This is a genomic window from Paenibacillus plantiphilus (genome assembly GCF_927798095.1).
Lineage (GTDB): Bacteria > Bacillota > Bacilli > Paenibacillales > Paenibacillaceae > Paenibacillus_Z > Paenibacillus_Z plantiphilus.
Genome location: NZ_CAKMMF010000003.1, coordinates 277345 through 294528, shown reverse-complemented (window position 1 = coordinate 294528; position 17184 = coordinate 277345). Strand labels below are relative to the sequence as shown.

Here is a 17184-nt window from a genome sequence, read left to right as displayed (position 1 = left end):
AAACTTAGATTGCGAATTAAATCCAATCACCCGCCGTTTCACGGCGGGTGAAATCAATTATGTAAGGAGATGGGGGTCACTTGAACCGACATGCAACAACTGCCGGCTGGTTGTCTGTTCTAAGTATGGGGCTAGGACAGTTTTACAACCGCCAGTACATTAAAGGTATTCTGTTCCTTACTTTTCACATCAGCGGCCTATTATTGATTTTTTTGAAGCTTAAAACCCATCTAATCGGACTATTCACGCTAGGGGATCAAGGTCAGCATTTGGTTAAAGTCGGACGAGTATACAAGAGCGTCGATGGAGATAATTCCATCTTTATGATGGTTTTCGGTGTGTTTTCATTTTTTGTAGTATTTGTATATTTATTCGTTTATTATTTAAATGTTCGGGATGCTATAGCGTCAGGAAGAAAGAGAGACCAAGGGGTAGCTTCTATTTCTTTCAGCAAAACTGCGTATAATGCATTTACGAATAGTTTTCCATGGTTGCTGCTAGCTATACCTATTCTGGGTGTCTTAATTTTTACAGTTATGCCTATCATCTTTACCGCATTAATCGCATTTACGAACTATGCAGGACCAAACCATATCCCGCCAAAAAACTTGGTGGACTGGGTTGGATTTGAAACCTTTATTCACTTATTTACACTGAATGTTTGGAGTAATACGTTCTTTGGTGTGTTAACCTGGACATTGATCTGGGCTTTTCTGGCGACTGTTACTTGTTATTTTGGCGGTATTCTGGTTGCGCTTCTTATCAATCAACAGGGAATTCGTCTTAAAGGCATGTGGAGAACGATCTACATAATCCCATATGCGATCCCACAATTTGTTTCTTTGCTCGTATTTCGAAATATGCTTAATGAAAAATTCGGACCGATCAACCAATACTTCCGCTATTTCGGATTGGAAGGTCTGCCCTGGTTGAATGATCCGTTCTGGGCCAAGGTGTCCGTTATCGTTGTAAATATGTGGATCGGTATTCCAGTCAGTATGGTTCTGGTTCTGGGAATGCTTACTACGATTCCCAAGGATCTGTATGAAGCGGCCGAGATTGATGGCGCTTCGCCATGGATGAGATTCCGCTCAATTACAATGCCATATATATTGTTTGCTACTGCTCCAATTCTCATTACGCAATTCGCAGGTAATATCAACAGCTTTAACGTTATCTTCCTGCTTACAGGCGGTAGACCGGTTACCGCGGATTACAATAATGCAGGAGCGACCGATTTGCTTGTTACTTGGCTCTACAAATTGACTTTGAATTTGAGCCAATACAACTTTGCCGGTGCTCTCGGAATTATGATCTTCCTTATTATTGCATCTATATCGATCTTCTCCTTTACAAGAACTAGATCATTCCGAGAGGAGGACATGATTCAATGAAGGCAAAAACAAGACTACGGCTCCTTCTTAGTTACATCGTTCTTATCATTCTTGCAATCTGTGTATTGTATCCTGCTTTATGGACAATCATGTCTTCTTTCAAGGAAGGGAAATCACTATTCACCGATTCTATCATTCCAAAGAAGCTGACACTGGACCACTATCGGGATTTGTTCAGCCTCAATAGCCGAACGGATATTGATATTCCGTATTTCAAATGGTATTGGAATACATTGGTAGTTGCAACGTGGAGTATGATTATAGGCACGTTTATTCAATTGCTGACGGCATATGCATTCTCCAGATTCCGTTTCAATGGTCGTAAATCCCTGCTGTCTACCGTACTGGTTCTGGGCATGTTCCCAGGATTCATGAGCTTGATTGCAATTTATCTGATTTTAATTCAAATGAATATGCTTGATACGCATATGGCGCTTATTCTGGTTTATTCAGCAGGAGCTGCGCTCGGCTTGTTCGTTGCAAAAGGGTTTTTCGATACGATTCCAAGAAGCTTGGAAGAAGCGGCGCGAATTGACGGGGCGGATCATTTGACCATCTTCTTTAGAATCATTCTGCCTTTATCTCGTCCGATTATTACGTACATTTCATTAATGACATTTACTGGCGCATGGGTTGACTTTATCTTTGCAGGACTTATTCTTCGTTCACGTGACAAGTGGACGATCGCAGTAGGCTTGTATGATTTGGTAAATGCATACAACAGTACAGAGTTCACATTATTCGCAGCTGGTGCTGTTCTAGTAGCAATTCCGATCACTATTTTGTTCTCATACACACAGCGCTTCCTTGTTGCTGGTCTGACAGCAGGTTCTTCGAAAGGGTGATTGCGCTTATGACATGGAAGAACACGGTTCGCAGTACGCTCACACTCCTTGTTGCCGGAACGATTATTGCAGGATGCGCAAGCAACAATGCACCTAATGATCCTCTTATTAAAGATCCTGCGGCATCGAATGCGACTAAGAGCAATCAACCCTCTTCTAACGCATCTGTCATTGACGAACAACCATCAAGCGTTTACTACGAGATATTCGTTCGTGCATTTGCTGACTCCAATGGTGATGGTATTGGCGATTTGAATGGATTAATTGACAAGCTGGATTATTTGAATGATGGTAATCCAGCCACTGACAGTGATCTTGGCATCGAAGGCATATGGTTAATGCCAATTAATCCTTCACCGAGCTATCATGGATATGATGTAACGGATTATTACACCATCCATCCGGAGTATGGAACGGTTGAAGATATGAAGCGTCTAATGGAAGAAGCTCATAAACGCGGCATTAAAGTTATTATGGACCTCGTTGTCAATCATTCCAGTACTCAGCATCCATGGTTTGTAGACTCTGCCAAGGGCACTGACAGTCCATATCGGGATTGGTATGTGTGGGCGGAGGATCAGGGCCGCGAGGTCAGTGGAGCAAGTGCAACAAACGGCGGCAATGCATGGCATCAGAAGAATGACAATCACTATCTTGGCGTTTTCTGGGATGGTATGCCTGATTTGAATTTCGACAATGCTGAGGTTCGACAAGAAATGATCAAAATCGGGAAGTTCTGGTTGGATCAAGGCTTGGACGGCTTCCGTATTGATGCTGCGAAGCACATTTATGAAGATCTCCAGTCCGATCGCAACGGCGAAACGACGGAGAAGAATGTTCTTTGGTGGCAGGAATTCAGAACAGCTCTTCAAGAGGTCAACAAAGATGTTTATCTGATCGGAGAAGTTGCTGAGAATTCACCGGTTCCGATTGCTCCTTATTTGAACGGCGGCTTTGATTCTGGCTTCAACTTTGGTTTAGCCCAGAGTTTATTGTCTATAGCAGGCCAAGAAGAGGATACCAATCTGGCTAGTAGTCTAAATCGCACACACGGTATGTTTACTGAGGTATCGGAAGGGCAGTTTGTAGATGCGCCGTTCTTGACCAATCATGACCAGAATCGGACAATGTCCATTCTGGGTGGGAATATAGATCAGGCGAAGATGGCGGCTGCTATGCTGTTAACGATGCCGGGCAATCCGTTCCTGTATTATGGTGAAGAGATAGGCATGTTTGGTCAGAAGCCTGATGAAGTCATCCGTGAGCCTTTCATTTGGAATGCAGACGGTAAGTCAGGCAATGGACAAACAAGTTGGATAGCTTCTCAATTCAATACCACTAATCCACCTTCCGTTGAAGCTCAGCAGAATGACCCGAATTCGCTTCTCTCACATTACAAGAAGATGATCCGAATTCGTGCTTCTCATGCCGCTTTGCGGGATGGTGCAATTGAAAGCTTCGAGACTGAGAACTCCGCAGTTGTCGGATTTTACCGTACTACTGCTTCCGAGAAGGTCCTTGTTCTGCACAATGTCTCAAAGGAAGCGCAAGAAATTAATGTTGCTGCGGATACTGGCATGAAGGAAATTGCAGACTCTGTCAAGGACGGAGCTTCATACGCGGCCGGCAAGGTTAAGCTTCCTCCGTACAGCACTGTTATTATTAAGTAGCCAATAGCAACTATGTAAAGAGCTGTTCATACGCCTGATTGGGTGTAATGGACAGCTCTTTCTTTGTTGTCATCAATTGTTGCCCAAATGCGGCTAATCATCCTCAAGGTTGCCGATACTGTACATATATGTGCGAGTGGAGGGATCGTATGCATAATCAACATGTTTCAGCGACCTCGGGAATGAAAAAAGTGCTTGCGATTATTGTAAAGCTTCCGTCCATAATTATGAAACGAATTGCCGCCAAGCTCAGAGCCCGTTCTTCATCTGATCAGCTTGCAATAGATGCGAGACCTCTGCTTCTTCCAAGCGACCGGATACGTGAGCTTGAAGAGGAATGGATAGCATTGCGCGAGCCTCTTGCAGGCAGGGAGTGGGATGATGACGAGAGGCAGATCATTGAGCGGATTCTAACTGAAACCTCGGAGGCAAACCGGAATAATGTGACTCGAACGGAAGCATATCGTTCAATTTATTTTCGCAACAATGAGCTTCATTGGGCGCTGCTGGCACATGTAGTATCGCGAAATGGCGGTTGGAATATGACGGATTTGAAGGGAGATCTGCTTCCGCGTCTTCTGTCGGAGGAACAGCGAAGGGATACATTCGAATTACTGGAACGAGCGAATTTCTTCATATTTCAAGATGCTTACCCACAGCTGCTTCTGTACGAGACGGGTCGAAAAATCGGCAGATCTCTGACACACTTGCTTCCTGCTTTTGGGGTTTCAAGGTTTATGATGCCCGTATGGAAGCAATTCTGGCGATATAATAATTCTGCTGTTTTAACGACTGCATTAATTGTCAATGAGCAGCATTACATAGAGGGTCGAATTGTGCAGAACTCGCATTTTCGCAAACATGTATTAAACAAGGTCGTCTTCAATATGCAAATACCGCTCCAAACGAATGCTGTCATAATGCCCTATCGATCCCAATTGACAGGAGGGATGAAGCTGGCTGGCCTCGTGCTTGAGAATTTCAGCAGCTTGGTGGAGCGTATTGAGTTTGGCAAACGGCTGTATGCCATTCTGTTTCGAATAGAAGTCGTTCATGAGGGGGTGCTGCATTTCGTTCGCGCTGTTCCGCATTCGGGCTCCCGAGCTGATTATGCTCCGCAATTGTTTACTAAAGAGAAGCCGGAGCAGAAGGAAGAGAGCTATAAGGAGAGACTGAATGAATGCCGGCTGATTGCCGGGGCGGAGGCGCTTTACAGTCCGCCACTCAGAGTGGCATGGAAGGACCAACCGATTGAAGCGCGGCTCCAAGCGCAAGGAGTGTTGCTGCAAGAAGACATCCGGACGACCTCAGCAACGGTCTCTACAGACTGGTTCAACGATGGAGTAGAGGTTTGCCGCTACATGAAGGAGCTGCCGATTCCAAGAATATTCGAGATAACTGACGAGCATTGCTTAGGTCTGAACAAACTGGAGCTGGCCGTACTAGCAGCGCAAAAAGCGGGGATCAGACCAGAATAAGAGACATCGGCTATAAGGGAATTAATGATCAGCGCATAATAAAAAAGATGCTGGCCTATAAGCAGGTTTCTGCTAATGGGCCAGCATCTTCGATTGAAATGATGAAGTGTGTTAAGTTCAATTCGAACTAAGATCTGCGTTTGAGAAGCTCCCACTTGTATACGTATTCGAACAGAAATTCGAATGCTTCCAGATGGCGCTTGGCTTCGAAAGCGTTGGCTCCCCATGCATAAATGCCGTGCTTGCGCAGCATAATGCCGGGAATTGCGGGGTTCAGGCGCTCCGTTACTTCAGGAACTATGCTAGGAATATGAGCGAAGTTGGATACGATCGGGATATCGATATGCGCTTCCTCTTCCCAAATGTTGAACGCTTTAATAAGCTCAACGCCGTCAACCGGTATCGATTTGCGCTCCCAGAATAGCTCTGAAACGATATTGTTATAGACAGTATGCGTGTGAAAAATCGCGCCACAGCCTGTCAAGCGATAGATCTCGCAATGAATCAAGGTTTCAGCGGATGGCTTAAGCCTGGTCGCCTCGCTTGGCTTGCCCTCCTGATCAACGAACAGGAAATCCTCCGGTGTTGACAGCGATTTGTCTTTGCCGCTTGCAGTGATGGCGAAATCGAAGCGATCCGGCGAATAGTCGCCAACTCGAATGGATAGATTGCCGCTCGTGCCGGCAAACCAGCCGCGCGAGGCGAATAACCCCTTTACCTCGCGAAGCTGTGCCAATGCATGCTGCTTGTCTTCTAATGGGATAGTTTCAAATTTCATGACTAATCCTCCCGCGATTGTCTAGCTTTCAAATCGTCAAGAATATGATGGAATGTCTCGTACTCGATATAAGGGAGACCGAGCTCCTTGCATTTCACTGTTAGATACGAACGGGAATACACGATTTCGGCAAGCTTGGCGCCTGCAAAATCAGTTACGCTGTCGCCAATTAGAATCCGAATATACTGCTCTTCAGGATAGCGGCGGATGATCGTTGTTTTGCACATCCCGCAGCCATTGCTGTTGCTGCAGTGTTCATCGCAAGGATTAGGCCACGTAATCTCAATCTGATCGCCTGAGAAATCGCTGCCATTGCAGTAAATATGCGAAACCGATATATCGAAGGGGGCAAGCAGCGGATATACGAAGAAGTCGATCCCGCCGCTGGTGACAAGAAATTCGATGTCTTGCAGTTTGCAATATTCCAGGAGCTCGGCGAATCCGTTCCGTATCCGAGCATTGCCTATGGCATACGCGATAACCTCTTCGCGCTGCGAGGCAGGGAGGAGACGAAACAGCTTGCCGACGCCATCTTTGATCGTTATTCGCTGGCTCACTATATCGTCGACAATCGATTCCCATCCAAGTGGATTGAAATGTTTGACGATTGCAATGATGTTGTCATTCTCCGTAATTGTACCATCGAAATCGCAAAAGATGACCTTCCGCCGTCGTGTATGTTCTGAAGCTGTCTCGGAATTGCTCATCATTCCTTGTACCCCCAAGTATCAATTGCGATCTTAAGCGCTTCGTTGCCCTGCTGAGCTGCTGCATCAGGCAACGAAGTAGAAGACAATGCGGCGGCAATGGCTTGGCGGAAGGCTAGTCCGCCTGCGGCTGTGCCTTGCGGATGTCCATGGATCCCGCCGCCGGCATTAACAACGACATCATGTCCGAAGTCGCGGAGAATTAGCGGTGTCAAGCCTGGATGAATGCCGGCTGATGGTACTGGAAAGCTGGAACGAACAGGCAGTGCCGGATCGATTAGCGCCGCTTGAACAGCGAGGTTCTCTTCCTTTGGCATAACGACTGAGCCGTATGGGGAAGGGAATAGAACGAGATCGGCGCCAGCCAGCCGCATAAGCTTGCCCAGCAGCAACGGTGCTGCGATGCCATAGTGCGGTGAGGGATACAATGCGCCAGCGAGCGCTGGATGGGCAGCAATTGGCACGGAGATATCGGAATTGCTGCTTAGCTCATGGAGCGCGTCATACCCGTACGCGAGTGTATTGAATAGAATCGCATTGGCGCCTGCTGCGATTGCCCGTTTGGCATTGGCAGCAAGCTGCGAGGTGGGTCCAGTCAAATTGACGGCATACAGCAGCTTTTGGCCTGTCTCGGCTTCAGCCTGCTTCGCTGCTCCCATACAGGCCTCAACGCGCTGCTCCAGCGGTGTTAGCGGATTTTCAAACAGAATCTCATCATCTTTAATCAGATCGACGCCGCCAAGCGCTTGAAGATAAAATTGCTCGCGCAGATTCGTCAGATCATGACCGATGACGGATTTGAAGATGCTCATCAGCAGCGGCCGTTCCTGGACGCCGAGCAGACTGCGAACACCTTGAATGCCGAACTTGGGTCCAGAAAATGCAGACGCAAAGTCAGAAGAAAAGTCGAGGTCCAGCAGCTTGATCCGGCCGTCCATTGACAGCTTGCCGAATACGGTTACGAGCAGTGCTGGTATATCGCGGCTGAAATTGACATCCGGATATGCAATTTGCAGATCGGCATATCGTTCTCCTGGAGCAAAGCCCTCAGGCTCATGTACAGTAACAGAGATAACGCGGCCTAGATGCTTCTCCATTTCGGCTTTGCGCGCCTCGGGCAGCTCAGTCCAGCTTCCGACGGTCAGGCCGACGGCTATTCCCTGTGCTTTCTTATGGAAATCTGCTGCATCATCATGGCAACGGTAGGTAGCGATACAGTAATTGTTGCTCATGACGTTGCATTCCTCTCAATATCTGCGCCCAGCTCAGCTGCGCGCTTGGCAGCACGATCGATCGCGTGGACAATCGCCTGCGAGAAGTTGTGCTCGTCAAGCGTTTCAATTGCAGCTTGAGTGGTGCCGTTAGGCGAAGTAACTTTACGGCGAAGATCAGCAGGGTTCTCGTTGGTCGCCTGCACCATATGAGCAGCTCCGAGCACCGTCTGCACGGTCAGCTCGCGTGCAGCCTCTTCAGTTAGACCAAGCTGACGTCCTGCTGTGATCATGCCCTCCATTAGGTAGTAAACGTAGGCGGGTCCGCTTCCGGAGACACCTGTCACGACATCGAGAAGAGGCTCTTCTACAATAGAGGTCAGACCGACCGCTTGGAAAATCGTTTCTGCCAGTTTGCGCTGCTCGGTTGTAACGGATTCAGAGAAGCTGATTCCAGTTGCCCCCAGACCAATCGTGCTGGACGTATTGGGCATCGTACGGACGATCGCCATAGGCTGCTCCAGCAGTGTCTCAATTGTGCGGATGGACAGCCCGGCAATAACCGACACGATTAATGTATCGGCAGTAACGAGCTGGCGAAGCTGCTTGATCGCGGCAGCTGCATCCTTCGGTTTCATCGCGAGAAAAATAACATCTGCATGGCGAAGCATAGCCAGCTTGGCTTCTTCGTCAGGAGGGGCCTGCACGCCATAGCGTTGTGCAAGCTCCTCTAGCCTCGCGCTATTTTGCCGGTTGATGACACTGATGTGGTCAGGCTCGATAAGTCCGCGATCCAGTATTCCGCGAACGATGGCTTCGGCCATCGAGCCGGCGCCGAAAAAGCTTAGCTGTAGGGAGCCAATTCCTGATTGAACTCCAGATGAAGAGAGCAATGTCACTTTGCTGGAACCTCCTGGTCGACAATCTGACTAACCCCGATTGTCATTAGATTTTATAATAATAGTATCAAAAGCAGTCCTTTAACCGCGAATCTGGCCCGTGCCGTAAATCCGGTATTTAGTTGATGTGAGAGCAGGGAGTCCCATTGGACCTCTGGCATGAAGCTTTTGCGTACTTATGCCTATCTCTGCGCCGAAGCCGAATTCGAAGCCATCGGTAAATCTTGTTGATGCATTATGGTACACGGCTGCAGCATCCACGCTCTGAAGAAAACGCGCAGCATGCCCGGCATTCTCGGTTACGATACATTCGGAATGCTGCGTTCCGAACTGGCTGATATGCATCAGCGCTTCTTCGATATTCGCAACGATGCGAATGTTCAGAATATAGTCGTTGTATTCCGTGGCATAATCCTGGTCAGTTGCAGCCTCTGCTTCAGGAATAAGGCTCATCGTTCGTGAACAGCCGTGAATGGCTACATTGGCGGCAAGAAACCGATTAGCGATGACTCGCAGATGATTCGCGGCGAATGACTCATGCACAAGCAGCGTTTCCATTGAATTGCAGACGGAGGGACGCTGGACCTTAGCGTTGAATGCAATATTAGAGGCCATTTCAAGTTCTGCGCTCTCATCGACATAGGTATGACAGATGCCTGCGCCAGTTTCGATAACTGGCACGGTGGCATTGGCAACGACATTGCGAATGAGCGATGCGCCGCCACGCGGGATCACTACATCCAGCAGTCCATTCAGCTTCAGCATTTCATCTACAGATGCACGGTCCGCATCCTCGATCAGCTGCAGCGCTTCGAGCGGCATGTCGCTGTGAGACAACGCTTCTCTTAGCACTTCGACGATTCTGCGGTTGGAATGAAGCGCTGCAGAGCCGCCGCGCAGCACGACCGCATTGCCTGTCTTGAGGCATAGTCCGGCGGCATCGACTGTAACGTTAGGACGCGCTTCATAGATCATTCCGATGACGCCGAGTGGAACGGAAATTTTCTCAACGCGCAAGCCGTTGGGACGGTCAAACTGCTCCAGAATGCGTCCAACCGGATCTGACAGCTCCACGATTTGGCGCAATCCTTGGGCAATATCGGCAATTCGGTTCTCATTCAATGCGAGACGGTCCAGCAGGGATTCACTCGTTCCATTCTCTCGTCCACGTGCAATATCGTTATGATTCGCTTGAATGATCGATTGCTGCTCCTTCACAAGCGCATCAGCCATAAGTCTAAGCGCATCGTTCTTCTGCTCTGTTGTGAGCGAGTTCATAACTGCGGATGCTTGTTTGGCTAGTGCGGCTTTCTGACGTACTTCACTCATCTGTATTGCCTCCTCGTGAATAATTAATCTCTCAAGCTGACCCATTCATCGCGATGGATCACTTCAATTCGGGCTACCTCAACACGGCGCCTAACTTCAGTGGTGCTTAGACCGGCGACCGCTTGAACCTCCCAGGCGGAATAATTGACTACACCGCGGCCAAGCGTTTGATGCTGCAGATTAACGACCTCCACGACATCGCCGGGATGAAAGTCCCCTTCGATAGTGCGAACTCCTGCTGGAAGCAGGCTTTTGCCACGTTTGAGCAGGGCTGCCTCTGCGCCGTCGTCGACGATAATTTTACCCTGTGGCTGAGAATGAAAGCCGAGCCATTGCTTCTTCATGGGCAAATTATGCAAGCTGGTGTCAAAGTATGTACCCTTGCCAGTTCCGTGCACAGCGAGGGACAGATCGCCAGACTCTTTCACGCGGCCGACAAAGGCGGGAACGCCGCCGCGCATGGCTACGCGGGCCGCTTCGATCTTGGAGCGCATGCCGCCAGTGCCGACTGAGGAACCGGAATCTCCGGCGAAGCTCATAATATCGTCAGAGATTTGCTCCACGCGTTCGATTCGTTTGGCATGTGGATTAAATCTGGGGTCCTCTGTATAAAGGCCGTCTGTATCCGTTAAAATAAGCAGATGCTTCGCTTTCACAAGATTGGCGACAAGGGCGGATAATGTATCATTATCGCTGAATTTCAGCTCATCCGTCGCTACAGTGTCATTCTCGTTAATGATAGGGATGATGCGTTGGCGCAGCAGCTCCTCAACTGTCATCAGGGCATTTGATATCCGTTTGCGATTGGAGAAGTCAGCGCGGGTGAGCAATATTTGGGCAACGCCTATACCGCGATGGGGACCATTGCTTGCGAATGCCTCCTGATAGGCCTGCATGAGAAGCGCTTGCCCGACAGCCGCAGCCGCTTGCTTCTCATGAATCAGCTTCGGCCTTGATTCGTAGCCGATTTGGCGAAAGCCTGCCGCTACAGCCCCTGAGGTTACGAGCAGCACCTGATAACCAGCCTCATGTAGCGCTGCGAGCTCACGGGAGAAGAATACGATCCGTTCGCGGTTAAGTCCGCCTTCATCCGACGTTAATGAGCTGCTTCCGATCTTGACGACGATACGTTCTGTCATATGAATTACCCTTTCTGCTGTTGAAAATAAAAAAACTTCCGCCCTTCAATAATACAAAGGACGAAAGTGTAACTTCCGCGGTACCACCTTTATTAACGGTCATTACCACCCGAACGAATTCGAGGATGATGCCGTTCCGCTTCATCGACCTGATAACAGCAGGCGCTGTTCGGCTCTTCGCCGACCGTTCAGGGGTGGGTTCAGCTTCGTTCGCGGTAAATTCTTGCAGCCAGTGGAATTTACTCTCTGAGCGCGATACTTGGATAGCTTACTAGTCCCATCAAGACGTTAGTTTGCAGTTGTGAATTACGTACCATCATATCATGTTGGCTGGCTGGGTGTAAAGCCGATCTAGCCGAACAGACCGAGCCTTCCGATGCGGATAATGGCTTCCTCCAGCCGATCCTCTGGCGCCAGCAGGCCAAGTCTGACATAGCCTTCGCCATGCCGTCCGAAGCCAATGCCTGGCGCTACAACGACATTGGCCTGCTCAAGTACCAGATCAGCGAAGGATGATGATGTATGCCCTTTGGGAACGGGCAGCCAGCAGAAGAAGGAGCCGCCAGGCTTAGACGAATGCCAGCCAATCGATTGCATGGCGGCAAACAGGGCATCGCGCCGGCGCTCATAAGTGGCGGTCAGCTCTTGTACGCAGTGCTGTGGTCCGCTGAGCGCTGCTGCGGCAGCGGCTTGAATGCCGCCAAACAGACTGCAGTAATAATGATCCTGAATCAAATTGATCAGTCGAATAACTTCCTTATTGCCCAGGGCAAAGCCGACACGCCAGCCGGCCATGTTGTAGGTTTTGGATAACGTGTAGAATTCTACGCCAACCTCCTTGGCTCCAGGGGTCTGCAGGAAGCTGACAGGCTGCTCGCCATCGAAGCCAATTGCGCCATAGGCGAAATCACTCGCAACAACGATGCCGTGACGAGCTGCAAATTCAACTGTTTTTGCATAAAATTCGGGACCGGCGACTGCGCCTGTCGGGTTGTTCGGGTAATTGATGAACATGAGCTTGGCCTTGTCTGCTATGTGTGAGGGAATCGCATCATAATCGGGCAGAAAGCCATTGCTCTCCAGCAGCGGCATATATTCCATGACCCCGCCAGCGAGAGCGACGCCTGACCAGTAATCGGGATATCCAGGATCGGGAACGAGGCAAATATCTCCAGGATCAAGCAGGCATTGATTAATTTCAATCAGTCCTGTTTTGCCGCCGAAAAGAATAGCTACCTCTGTCTCAGGGTCCAACTCCACGCCATAATCCTCCATATACCTCTTCACGACGGCTTCCTTGAGAAAGGGATAGCCGCTGAAGGGCGGATAACGGTGATAGGCTGGATTGGCTGCGGCCTCCTGCAAAGTCTGTACGATGTGAGGCGGTGTAGGCCGATCCGGATTGCCCTGCCCCAAATTAATGACATCATGGCCTTTGGCAGCTTGTGCATTTGCTTTACGAACCAGATCGGCGAAAAATTGTTTGGGCAACTCATTCAGTCGACGTGCCGATTGAATCGGCATTATAGATGGTTTCGAATTCATAGGATCTCTTCACTCCACTTATTCGCTGCATAATTGAGCTTTCTATGCCTAATGTAGCATGATTCGGAATAGGTGTCGAGAAGAGCAGGGCAGGGTGGGGCTTCCGTCAGCTATGGGATCGCGATTGTTTTCAGGAACGGCTGTATGTCGGCTTTGAATTGCAGTAAATACGGCTTGCGGTTCTCGTCAAAAATAAGAAGAAGAGCCGGCTTGTTCGGGCAATAAAAGAGAAATACGTCGGTTACCTGCACATTTAAACCGGTTGTCTTGACGGAAGCTGTCTCAGTGAGAGGAATCCGGTACACATAGCCGCACTTCTCGTTCGCTTCGACTTGAGGCGAAAGGCCGGTTACCGAGGCTAGCCATGATCGGGCATAGTCTTGATATTGTTTGCTGTTCGGTACAGTTTTGACGACCTTTCCCGCAGCAACATCAAAGGCTTGAACCGGCTTAGGCAGTGTTGTCCCTTCCGCTCTTGGATGCGCTGCCGCCATATTAGGAAGCAGCATGCAGAAGGCTAATGCCAACAGAATCATTATTTTTGCTTTCATGGCTCAATCTCCTTTTAATAAATCGGTTATCGTTACAACGATTAAGCTACCCATCTTGACAGCGAACCATGAGGCGGTATCATAAGGGAAAACATTCTTCTTCAATTGCAGTGTGAAATAGCAGGAAGAGCTGGAGGTTATTGCATGGAAACGCAACACAACAGGCTGAAGCTCGCTTTGATACAAATGCATGTCGATGCGGGACATCCGGACGCTAATTTTGACAGACTGGCGGCAAAGCTGGAGGAGGCCGTATCTGGTCCGGTTAAGCCGGATTTGATCGTGCTGCCGGAAATGTGGAATACAGGTTATGCGCTTGAGAGGATCAATGAGCTAGCAGATGAAGCGGGAGCAAGAACGAAAGCGCTGCTGTCGGCATTCTGCAGCAAGCATGGGGTTCAGCTATTGGCGGGTTCCATAGCGGAAGGGCGTCCTGAGGGTGTCTTTAATACCAGCTACGCCTTTGACGCAAGCGGTGAAATAATTGCGGAGTATTCGAAAATTCATTTATTTCGGCTTATGGACGAGGAGAAGCATCTTCAGGCAGGAGATAAGATCGGGAAGCTTCGCGTGGGAGCTGCGGATGCCGGCATGATGATCTGCTACGACATCCGCTTCCCTGAGCTGGCTCGAAAGCTGGCGCTAGACGGCGCCAAAATGCTGTTCGTGCCCGCTCAATGGCCGAATCCGCGGCTCCATCATTGGCGGACGCTGCTTACCGCAAGGGCAATCGAGAATCAAATGTTCGTCATCGCCTGCAATCGCTGTGGAGTAAGCGGGTCAAGCAGCTTTTTCGGCCACTCGCTAATTATCGATCCCTGGGGCGAGATTATCGGAGAAGCGGATGAGGAAGAAATGATTCTCCGCGCCGAAATCGATCTGTCACTGGTGGATGCCGTTAGAGCTAAAATTCCGGTTTTCGAGGATCGAAGACCGACGCTTTATTAGTGGTTTTTTCCTGCCCTCAAACCAATTGCAGGAAGATCCAATGTAAATATAGAAGTATAGCGATTATAAGCAACGAAAAAAGAACAGCAGCGATCGAAAGAATATTCCCAGCGCAGCGGCCCCTTTGTTCCTTTCAATCGTTCAACTAATGTAGAGAAAATTATCTAGCTCATCCGAAATGATGCTCAACCGTTGATTTCATTGTTTCTATAAAAGCTTCGGCCGCTTTCGACAGATAGCGGCCTTTGCGGCTTGCAATAACAAGCGTTCGCGAAGGTGTAGGCGGTGCTATGCCCAAGTAAACCGGGGCAAACTCGCTCCACTTGGCACGGGTGACCATCTTGGGCACGCATGCGATTCCCATCCCAGCCGCGACAAGGGACTGCACCGTTTCAATATTGCCGCTCTCGAAGACGACACGCGGCTCGAAGCCGGCTCCTTCGCATAGCTCCAGTACAATTTGCCGGAAGCCCTGTCCTTTTTTGAGAATGATAAAAGGCTCTGCGGCAAGATCGGACAATTGCACGGGCTCGCTTCGCTTGGCTAGCCCATGCTCTGGCGGGACGGCTAAACAGATTTCTTCATCAATGATCGCCTCCCAAGTAAGAGAGGGCTCCTGCAGCGGCAGCGAGAGCAGGCTGAGGTCGGTCTGACCGCTGGCTGTAAGCTGCTCCAATCGGGACGAGCTGTCCTCGACGAGGACGACTTCGATCTCGGGATACCGTTTGCCGAATACCGGCAGCACGAGCGGGAGAACATGAGAGCCGGTGATGGGCAAGCTTCCGACGACGAGCTTTCCTTTACGCATGTGAGCAAGATCGTCAAGCTCCTGCTTGAGCTGCTCGATGCTGTCGAGTATATTCTGCGCCTTCTCCACGAAGACGGAACCGGCATGTGTCAGCTCGACGGAATTCGTCGTGCGGCGGAACAGCAGCACACCGATCTCCTTCTCCAGCTTGGACAGCTGCTGGCTTAATGAAGGCTGAGCGATATGCAGTTTTTCGGCGGCTCTGGAGAAGTTCTTCTCCTTGGCGATCTGGATCACATATTGTAATTGGCGAAATTCCATTTGTTGGATGCTCCTTGGGACATATTTTCCTCTGCTGCCTGTCATAGGCCGTACCTATCGCAGTTATAGATATTATATCTTGGTTCAATGAAGAAAGAAATGCTATGATGATTCTATCAACGATATTGCTAACGACATATTGAAATTTATAAGAGGTGAATCCAATGTCTAAAAAGACGATGTTTGAGAAAATTTGGGATAACCACGTTATTCATTCGGAAGAGGGCAAGCCGAGCATTATTTATATCGACTTGCAATTGGTCCATGAAGTAACGTCCCCGCAGGCATTTGAAGGTCTGCGCTTGAGCGGCCGCAAAGTGCGCCGTCCTGATCTGACTTTCGCAACGATGGATCATAACGTTCCGACGAAAGATCGCTTCAATATTAAAGATCCAATCTCCAAGCAGCAAATTGATACGCTGACGCAGAACTGCAAAGACTTTGGCGTTACACTGTTCGATCTGGACAGCATTGATCAAGGCGTTGTTCACGTTATGGGTCCTGAGCTTGGACTTACTCACCCGGGCAAAACAATCGTTTGCGGCGACAGCCATACGTCTACGCACGGCGCGTTCGGCGCTCTTGCATTCGGTATCGGAACTTCCGAGGTTGAGCATGTAATGGCAACGCAATGTCTCCAGCAATCGAAGCCTAAGACGATGGAAGTGAAATTCAACGGCAGCCGCAAAGCTGGCGTAACCGCTAAAGATATGATTCTTGGTGTTATCGCGAAGTACGGCACAGACTTTGCAACAGGCTATGTGCTTGAGTTCACAGGCGAAGCGATCCGCACCCTGTCGATGGAAGAGCGTATGACTGTGTGCAACATGTCCATCGAAGCTGGCGCGCGCGCCGGTCTTATCGCACCTGATGAAACGACCTTCAACTATTTGCGCGGACGCGAATATGCACCGCAAGGCGAAGCCTATGATCGCGCTGTTGCTGTATGGCAGCAGTTGACGACAGATGAAGGCGCAACCTACGATGCTGCTGTCGACTTCGACGTTGATTCTCTTATTCCGCAAGTTACTTGGGGCACAAGCCCGGGTATGGGTACAGACATTACGTCCAACGTGCCTGTGCCTTCCGAGCTGCCGACTGAGAACGAGCGCAAAGCTGCTGAAGCGGCTTTGGATTACATGGGTCTTGCTCCAGGCACGCCGATGACCGAGATTGAGATTGATTACGTATTTATCGGTTCCTGCACGAATGGCCGCATCGAGGATTTGCGCGCTGCTGCAGAAATTGCCAAGGGCTATAAAGTAAGCGACCGCGTAACGGCAATCGTCGTTCCAGGATCTGGCCGAGTGAAGATTCAAGCTGAGAAAGAAGGACTGGACAAAATCTTCGTTGACGCTGGTTTCGAATGGCGTGACGCTGGCTGCTCCATGTGTCTTGCGATGAATCCGGATGTGCTTGAGCCGGGTCAACGCTGCGCATCGACATCCAACCGAAATTTTGAAGGCCGTCAGGGCCGTGGCGGACGTACGCATCTCGTATCGCCGGCAATGGCTGCTGCTGCTGCAATAATGGGTAAATTCACTGACGTTCGCGACTGGAAAATCAAGTCCGAAGTTTTGAACTAATAAGTTTGGCGTTATTTCGAGAGGAGCTGCAATTC

Annotated in this window: 15 protein-coding genes; 6 read left to right on the top strand and 9 right to left on the bottom strand. The window is 49.5% G+C overall.

All coding sequences use genetic code 11. The annotated features are described in order from the left end of the window. The first annotated feature begins 80 nt into the window (after nt 1-80). The 4 genes from L6H65_RS03905 (at nt 81) to L6H65_RS03890 (ending at nt 5387) form a co-directional block, all read left to right on the top strand. Entirely contained in the window at nt 81-1394 is a 1314-nt protein-coding gene (locus tag L6H65_RS03905) for a carbohydrate ABC transporter permease (RefSeq protein WP_236339101.1), read from the top strand. Then, complete coding sequence (locus L6H65_RS03900) at nt 1391-2239, top strand: sugar ABC transporter permease (protein ID WP_236339100.1); 849 nt, start codon at nt 1391-1393, stop codon at nt 2237-2239. The genes L6H65_RS03905 and L6H65_RS03900 overlap by 4 nt, the downstream gene beginning before the upstream one ends. A gap of 8 nt (nt 2240-2247) precedes the next feature. Next, on the top strand, nt 2248-3909 hold the full coding sequence (locus L6H65_RS03895; protein ID WP_236339099.1) for an alpha-amylase family glycosyl hydrolase: 1662 nt from the start codon (nt 2248-2250) through the stop codon (nt 3907-3909). Nucleotides 3910-4058: 149 nt separating this feature from the next. Further along, nucleotides 4059-5387 carry a DUF2515 family protein gene (locus L6H65_RS03890; protein ID WP_236339098.1) on the top strand — a complete coding sequence of 443 codons (1329 nt, stop codon included), beginning with the start codon at nt 4059-4061 and terminating at the stop codon, nt 5385-5387. A 127-nt stretch (nt 5388-5514) separates the two neighbouring features. Here the strand turns inward: L6H65_RS03890 and mtnB are convergent, their stop codons facing one another. The 8 genes from mtnB to L6H65_RS03850 form a co-directional block, all read right to left on the bottom strand. Continuing rightward, nucleotides 5515-6165, bottom strand: coding sequence for a methylthioribulose 1-phosphate dehydratase (gene mtnB / locus L6H65_RS03885; RefSeq protein ID WP_236339097.1), 651 nt, complete (start codon nt 6163-6165; stop codon nt 5515-5517). 2 nt (nt 6166-6167) lie between these two features. After that, on the bottom strand, nt 6168-6875 hold the full coding sequence (locus L6H65_RS03880) for a 2-hydroxy-3-keto-5-methylthiopentenyl-1-phosphate phosphatase (protein ID WP_236339096.1): 708 nt from the start codon (nt 6873-6875) through the stop codon (nt 6168-6170). Then, nucleotides 6872-8104 carry a 2,3-diketo-5-methylthiopentyl-1-phosphate enolase gene (locus tag L6H65_RS03875; protein ID WP_236339095.1) on the bottom strand — a complete coding sequence of 411 codons (1233 nt, stop codon included), beginning with the start codon at nt 8102-8104 and terminating at the stop codon, nt 6872-6874. Before L6H65_RS03875 ends, L6H65_RS03880 begins: the two co-directional genes overlap by 4 nt. Then, complete coding sequence (gene proC, locus L6H65_RS03870) at nt 8101-8976, bottom strand: pyrroline-5-carboxylate reductase (protein WP_371877634.1); 876 nt, start codon at nt 8974-8976, stop codon at nt 8101-8103. The genes L6H65_RS03875 and proC overlap by 4 nt, the downstream gene beginning before the upstream one ends. An 87-nt stretch (nt 8977-9063) precedes the next feature. Continuing rightward, nucleotides 9064-10356, bottom strand: a complete 1293-nt coding sequence (locus tag L6H65_RS03865) for a glutamate-5-semialdehyde dehydrogenase (RefSeq protein ID WP_290370300.1) — start codon at nt 10354-10356, stop codon at nt 9064-9066. Further along, entirely contained in the window at nt 10335-11450 is a 1116-nt protein-coding gene (proB, locus tag L6H65_RS03860; protein WP_236339093.1) for a glutamate 5-kinase, read from the bottom strand. The genes L6H65_RS03865 and proB overlap by 22 nt, the downstream gene beginning before the upstream one ends. Nucleotides 11451-11801: 351 nt before the next feature. Then, a complete protein-coding gene (locus L6H65_RS03855; RefSeq protein ID WP_236339092.1) occupies nt 11802-12995 on the bottom strand; it encodes a pyridoxal phosphate-dependent aminotransferase in 1194 nt (397 codons plus the stop codon). Nucleotides 12996-13105: 110 nt separating this feature from the next. After that, nucleotides 13106-13546, bottom strand: coding sequence for a hypothetical protein (locus L6H65_RS03850; RefSeq protein ID WP_236339091.1), 441 nt, complete (start codon nt 13544-13546; stop codon nt 13106-13108). Nucleotides 13547-13690: 144 nt separating this feature from the next. On the opposite strand from L6H65_RS03850, the gene L6H65_RS03845 reads away from it, so the two are divergent. Continuing rightward, entirely contained in the window at nt 13691-14494 is an 804-nt protein-coding gene (locus tag L6H65_RS03845; RefSeq protein WP_236339090.1) for a carbon-nitrogen family hydrolase, read from the top strand. Nucleotides 14495-14663: 169 nt separating this feature from the next. Here L6H65_RS03845 and L6H65_RS03840 read toward each other — a convergent pair whose 3' ends face one another. Next, nucleotides 14664-15563 (bottom strand): LysR family transcriptional regulator, encoded by a 900-nt coding sequence (locus L6H65_RS03840; RefSeq protein ID WP_236339089.1) that lies wholly within the window; start codon nt 15561-15563, stop codon nt 14664-14666. Between the two features lie 164 nt (nt 15564-15727). Here L6H65_RS03840 and leuC point away from each other — a divergent pair, with 164 nt between their 5' ends. After that, the gene (leuC, locus tag L6H65_RS03835) at nt 15728-17149 is read left to right on the top strand and encodes a 3-isopropylmalate dehydratase large subunit (RefSeq protein WP_236339088.1); all 1422 of its coding nucleotides are present in this window, start codon (nt 15728-15730) and stop codon (nt 17147-17149) included. Nucleotides 17150-17184 lie beyond the last annotated feature (35 nt).